Source organism: Candidatus Hydrogenedentota bacterium, assembly GCA_016791475.1.
GTDB lineage: Bacteria > Hydrogenedentota > Hydrogenedentia > Hydrogenedentales > JAEUWI01 > JAEUWI01.
On the sequence record JAEUWI010000045.1, the window covers coordinates 59,035 to 65,276 of the forward strand.

Genomic DNA, 6,242 nt, shown 5'->3' on the forward strand with positions numbered 1-6,242 from the left:
ATCGGAGTTCTGAATGAAAACACTGCTGATCATGCGCCATGCCAAGTCCTCGTGGGAGGAAGGAGGTCAGCCGGACCATGAACGTCCCCTGAACGACCGGGGGCTCCGCGATGCGCCCCGGATGGGGACCTATCTCACGAAGAAGGGCTTCGCGGCGGATGCAATACTGACATCGAGCGCGCGGCGGGCGCGGCGTACGGCGGAGATTGTGGCATCGGCGATGGACCGGTCGGACCGGGTGGAAGTCATCGACGCGCTGTATCTGGCCGATCCGCTGGTGTACCTGGCTTCGCTGCGCCACCTGCCCGATGAGGTCCGGGTGGTGCTGGTGGTGGGTCACAATCCGGGCGTCTCCGAATGGGCCACGAAGCTGACCCGGCGGCAGGTGGAGCTGCCCACGGCCGCCGTGGCCTGCGTGACATTGCCGATCAACGAATGGGCTACGATCAACGGCGGCACGCCGGGCATGCTGCTGGACCTCTGGCTGCCGAAGAAGATCGACGGATGATCACCGATATCCTCCAGATCGATCAGGGCTGGAGCGCCGAGCAGCGCCTTGCGGCGGAGCAGGTCCGCCGCTTCGTGGATGAGCGGGTGCTGCCGTGTATCGGCGCGCATCACCAGAGCGAGACCTTTCCCGAGGAACTGGTGGCGCCGCTGCGGGGCCTTGGGATTCTGGAGGCCGTGGCCGATGACAGCATCGACCCGATCACCTATGGGCTCATCAGCCGCGAGCTGGAGCGGGGCAGTTCGGCGCTGCGGAGTATTTTGAGCGTACAGGGATCGCTGGTCATTGGCGCGATCCAGCAGTTCGGATCGCTGGAGCAGAAGGAGCGCTGGCTCGGCCCGCTGGGCCAGCTGGAGGCCTGGGGCTGCTTCGGCCTTACGGAGCCGGACTACGGCAGCAATCCGGCGGCGATGCAGACCCGCGCGGAACGCTGCCCCGGCGGCTACCGCCTCAACGGCGCAAAATGCTGGATCACGAGTGGCGTCCGCGCGGACGTGGCCGTAATCTGGGCCAAGCGCGAGGGGCAAGTCTGTGGCTTTCTCGTGGAAACGGACCGCCCCGGCTTCAACGCCTCGCTCATGAAGGGCAAGTGGAGCTTTCGCAGCAGCGAGACGGCGCAACTCCACCTCGACAACGTGGAAGTGCCCGAGAGCGCCATGCTTCCCGGTGCGAACAGCCTCGGCGCGGCACTCAAGTGCCTGGCCCGGGCGCGCTACTCCATCGCGTGGGGCGTCTGCGGCGCGGCCCAGGCCTGCCTGGAGGAAACCCTCGACTACGTCAAGACGCGCATCCAGTTCAGCGGCCAGCCCCTCGCCAGTCACCAGCTCATCCAGTACAAACTCGCCTGGATGTGTGCCGAACTCGCGGGGATGCTGCTCATTGCGAAGCAACTGGGCGAACTAAAGACGGCCAACACCCTCGACCCCGCGCAAATCTCGCTGGCGAAGATGAACAACTGTCGCAAGGCCCTCGAGATCGCCCGCACGTGCCGGGAACTCCTCGGCGCGAATGGCATCCACGATGAGTACCACATCGGGCGGCGGATGGTGGATCTGGAGACGGTGTTGACCTATGAAGGCACGGAGCATATTCATGCGCTGACGATTGGGGCGGCGATTACGGGGACTAAGGCCTTTGGGTGAGGGGGGGTTCGGTATGCATAAGAGCTGGTTACGGACGTTCGTGCCGTGCAATTAGCTTGAATACCTACGACGTTACTGGCCGAAGTAAGACGATTGTCAAAAGCTCGCTTTAGAAGAGTCAAACAAGGATGTGGGCGATGCAGTGCATCATTTTCATTGGGGCGCAGGCCACCGGGAAATCAACCATGTTTCGAAGCCATTTCGCGCGCACCCATGTACATATAAGCTTGGACGTTCTAAGAACTCGCCACCGGGAACAGCGCTTTTTCGAGATCTGTTTGGAGACACGGCAACCCTTTGTCGTCGACAATACGAACCCTCGTCGCACAGATCGCTCGCGATACATCATCCCGGCCCGCGAACACAGCTTTACGGTGATCGGATACTACTTCCAATCGAGGATCGAGGACATGTTGGAGCGCAACGCCGCGCGAGCAACTGGGGAGCGAATTCCGGATAAGGGTCTTCGGGGCACCCTCGCGGCACTCGAGCTACCTTCGCTAACTGAAGGCTTCGATCAACTCTACTACGTTGAATGGGACAAGCAGAAAGACTACCGCATTTCGGGGTGGAACGATGAAGTTTAGTGAACTTGATGCCAAGATTCGAGTGTTTGAAACGGACTACGATCAGTTTGTTCCGCCCGGTGTGCATATGGTAGCACGACTGGACGGCCGAAACTTCAGTCGATTGACGAAGGAACTGCATGACTTTGAACACCCTTTCGACGCCCGATTCCGCGACTACATGCTATTGACGACCGAGTTTCTGATGAATTGCGGTGGGCGTGTCCTTTACGGCTACACGCAGAGTGACGAGATATCATTACTTTTTCATCCAGATGACGAATGCTTCGGACGGAAAGTGCGCAAAATCATTAGTATCTTGTCAGGCGAGGCCAGCGCCCGCTTCTCTTCTCTGCTGCAAGACCACGCCGTTTTTGACTGCCGGGTCAGCCAGTTGCCTTCGAAACAAAGCGTAATCGACTATTTCCGATGGCGCGCCGAGGATGCACACCGCAATTCCCTTCAAGCGCATTGCTACTGGGGGTTACGCGAACGTGGTCTCATCGCGACTGCGGCGGATAAGCGACTCAAGGGCCTGCGCGAGCCTGAAAAGCGGTCGTTGTTTCGTGAATTGAAAAGCTTCGATTTTGACGCGTTGCCTGGATGGCAACGGCGGGGCTCAGGTTTGCGTTGGGAAGCGTATACCAAAACATCACAAGACCCTAGAACCGGGGAAAGCGTGGACGCCAGTCGTTGGCGCCTAGTAAGGAACCTCGAACTTCCTGAAAACTCAGCTTACAGCGACTACCTGATGACGCTATTGGAAGGCGCTGTCGAAATATGATGGAACTCAAGTCGGCAAACCGCAGATCTGGAGACCGTGTTGACCTATGAGGGGACGGAGCACATCCATGCGCTGACAATTGGGGCCGCGATTACGGGGATTAAGGCGTTTGGGTGAGAGGGAAGTCACCCAATCACAGCCGGGACGACTGTGCCAGATTCTCGCGTCGATATTGCTTGATCTTGCGCCAAACCCCATCTGATTCTTGAATTCTCGACGCGGGAGGTTTATCGTAGATCCGGTAGTCCTTTCGGGGGACTGCATGGGTACGCTTCGCGTGCTTGCGGCCAGGGCTATCTCCATCGGCGAACGGGTGAACCGTGTCCGCCGATACTATCGCCAACCACGTGGGAGAGCACGCCATGACCATGCACGCACAGGAAATGCCGGATAAAGAGGGGTTTTTCGGGGAATACGGGGGGCAGTTTGTTCCGCCGGAATTGAAGCGGGTCATGGATGAGATCAATGACGCGTATGACGCGGTGACGGCAACGGTGGCATTTCAGGAGGAGCTCGCGGATCTGTATGCGGATTATGTGGGTCGACCGAGTCCGCTTTATTTTGCGCGGCGCTTGACGGACAAGATCGGGGGGGCGCGGATCTTTCTGAAGCGGGAGGATCTGAACCACACGGGCGCACACAAGATTAACCACTGTCTGGGCGAGGCCCTGCTGGCGAAGCACATGGGCAAGACGAAGGTGCTGGCGGAGACGGGCGCGGGGCAGCATGGGGTGGCGCTGGCGACGGCGTGCGCGCTGGTGGGGATTCCGTGTGAGATTCACATGGGCGAGATCGACATTGCGAAGGAGCACCCGAACGTCACGAAGATGAAGATCCTGGGCTGTACGCTGGTGCCGGTGACGCGGGGCACGCGGACGCTGAAGGATGCGGTGGACAGCGCTTTTGACGAGTATTTGAAGGATCCGGAGCACTTCTTTTATGCGATTGGCTCTGTGGTGGGCCCCCACCCCTTCCCGAAGATGGTGCGGGATTTTCAGAGCATCGTGGGCCGGGAAGCGCGCACGCAGTTTCTGTCGCGTGAGCATTGCCTGCCGGATTATGTGATGGCGTGCGTGGGCGGCGGCTCGAACGCCATCGGGCTGTTCACGGCGTTTCTCGATGACGCTTCGGTCGCGATGATCGGCGTGGAGCCGGCGGGGCGTGGCCTGGAGACGCCCGATCATGCGGCGACGCTGACGAAGGGGAGCAAGGGGGTGCTTCATGGTTTCCGCTGCTACAACCTGCAGGACGAAGCGGGCGAGCCGCTGCCGGTGTATTCCATTGCGTCGGGTCTCGATTATCCGGGCACGGGTCCGCAGCACTGTCACCTCAAGGATATTGGACGGGCGGAATATGTGGCGGTGGACGATGCGGCCTGTCTGGACGCCTTCATGACGCTGTCGCGTCTGGAGGGGATCATCCCCGCTCTGGAGAGTGCCCATGCGGTGGCCTATGCGATGCAACTGGCCGCTACGCTGCCCCGGGAAAAATCGATCCTGATCAATCTTTCCGGACGTGGCGACAAGGACGCGGATTTCGTGGCGGATCACCTGGGTTTGTAGCCCCGATTACGGCGTCCATATTGTGGCGGCGATATGCTGCTGGGGGTGCTCTTCGGAGGCCCAGTAGTAGAGGGCGACGAGCTTGCCATCGGGGCGCTGGACGAGGCGCGGATAGCCCATGTCGGCCCAGCCGTCGGTGCTCTTGTAGGTGTCGCGCAGGATAAACTCCTCGCCCCAGGTCTTGCCATTGTCCGTACTGTATTTGCCGCACATTTTCTGTGTGTCGCGGTCGCCGTAGATGGTGCAGAGACTTCCATCGGCAAGCTTCACCGTGGCCGGCGGGTTGGAGCTTTCTGCAATTTTCTTGATGGTGCTGCGGTAACGCCAGGTCTTGCCGCCGTCTACCGAGAGGCTGGCCTCGATAGTACTTTCGAGGACGGTCTTGTCGATGTAAATCTTGCGATAGGTGCAGAGCCAGGTGTCCTCCGCAAGGTGAACGGTGCTGGGCATGATGGCCCGGAACTCATCCGTCTGCCGGGTGACCCAGGCGACGAAGTGGAAGGACTTTCCACCATCTCTCGTGCGTACGCAGGCGACCTGACTGCCGGGGGAATCGGCGGGGCCATTGGCCGTGATGAAGAAAATGGCTTCGCGCGGACCGAGGACGATGTAGTCTGTTCGCGGCGTGAGTTCGCGACCACGAAACTCGGGCTGGCGGTGAAGATCACCGAGATACCAAGGTCCCTCCCAGGTGGCGCCACGATCGAGAGAATAGTAAAAGCCCCCCTCGGGGTCGTCGTTGCCGTGATACCCGGTGGCAAAGACACGGAGGGCAAATCCCTCGTGGCTAAAGTCGAGGGCCTTCTTAAGCACCTTCTTGCCTTTCGGTTGCCAGTCGATGTCGGGGCCGTCGAGGAAACTCTCCGGGTCGTAGGTGGTCCAAGTCTCGCCACCGTCCGTGCTGCGGGCGAAGTGGCTCTCCTGGACCCCCTTTATGTTGTGACTGTCCATGGTGGAAAAGTCGCCCTGAGTAAAACCCACCAGGATCTCATTCCCCCACTGCCAGACACCGTTGTTTGCGGGCCAACCATTGAACTTGTCCGGCTCGGCGGCGACGACGTGGTGGGCGGGGTCCGCGGGCTGCTGCCCCGGGGCAACAGCCGACACGAGCGCGGTGACGACTGCTGCAAAGGTCTGGATTCTTTTCATGCGGCTGACCATCCTGGATTCAAAGGGCGATGCGTTGTTACGTCCGAATAAAACGAGTTGTTCCACTCCCGCTATCGTTTACGTTGAGCGCCGGAACTATCCGGCACGGCGCAACGACGAACTCAAACGAGGTGAAGGTTTTCATAGAAAACGTCTGCGAATGGAGGAGAAGCCGAGCAGGCCAGTCAAGGCCGCACCGAACAGAACCAGATCGCCGAGGTACTCTCGAATCCATGAACCTACCACTTTATTGGAAGGCGGACAACCCGCCTGGCCTTCACCTTCACCTTCACCTTCACCTTCACCTTCGCCTTCGCCTTCGCCTTCACCTTCGCCTTCGCCTTCGCCTTCACCTTCACCCTCACCCTCACCCTCACCCTCACCTTCGCCTTCGCCTTCGCCTTCGCCTTCGCCTTCGCCTTCGCCTTCACCTTCACCCTCGCCCTCGCCCTCGCCTTCACCTTCACCTTCACCCTCGCCCTCGCCCTCGCCCTCGCCCTCGCCCTCGCCCTCGCCCTCGCCCTCGCCTTC

At 60.3% G+C, this 6,242-nt stretch carries 7 protein-coding genes; 5 read left to right on the forward strand and 2 right to left on the reverse strand.

Features of this window, described 5'->3' with window-relative positions; all coding sequences use genetic code 11:
* Positions 1 to 13 precede the first annotated feature (13 nt).
* The 5 genes from sixA (at position 14) to trpB (ending at position 4,562) form a co-directional block, all read left to right on the forward strand.
* Positions 14 to 508, forward strand: a complete 495-nt coding sequence (gene sixA / locus JNK74_20915) for a phosphohistidine phosphatase SixA (protein MBL7648645.1) — start codon at positions 14 to 16, stop codon at positions 506 to 508.
* Positions 505 to 1,650, forward strand: coding sequence for an acyl-CoA dehydrogenase family protein (locus JNK74_20920; GenBank protein ID MBL7648646.1), 1,146 nt, complete (start codon positions 505 to 507; stop codon positions 1,648 to 1,650). Before sixA ends, JNK74_20920 begins: the two co-directional genes overlap by 4 nt.
* Before the next feature lie 137 nt (positions 1,651 to 1,787).
* Entirely contained in the window at positions 1,788 to 2,237 is a 450-nt protein-coding gene (locus JNK74_20925; GenBank protein ID MBL7648647.1) for an ATP-binding protein, read from the forward strand.
* Positions 2,227 to 3,000: a guanylyltransferase gene (locus tag JNK74_20930; protein MBL7648648.1), complete on the forward strand. Its 774-nt coding sequence runs from the start codon at positions 2,227 to 2,229 to the stop codon at positions 2,998 to 3,000. Before JNK74_20925 ends, JNK74_20930 begins: the two co-directional genes overlap by 11 nt.
* Before the next feature lie 383 nt (positions 3,001 to 3,383).
* Positions 3,384 to 4,562, forward strand: coding sequence for a tryptophan synthase subunit beta (gene trpB, locus JNK74_20935; protein ID MBL7648649.1), 1,179 nt, complete (start codon positions 3,384 to 3,386; stop codon positions 4,560 to 4,562).
* 6 nt (positions 4,563 to 4,568) lie between these two features.
* On the opposite strand, the gene JNK74_20940 is transcribed toward trpB, so the two are convergent.
* Positions 4,569 to 5,711, reverse strand: coding sequence for an exo-alpha-sialidase (locus tag JNK74_20940; GenBank protein MBL7648650.1), 1,143 nt, complete (start codon positions 5,709 to 5,711; stop codon positions 4,569 to 4,571).
* A 141-nt stretch (positions 5,712 to 5,852) separates the two neighbouring features.
* The coding region (locus tag JNK74_20945; protein ID MBL7648651.1) for a hypothetical protein at positions 5,853 to 6,242 on the reverse strand (390 nt) is incomplete at its 5' end.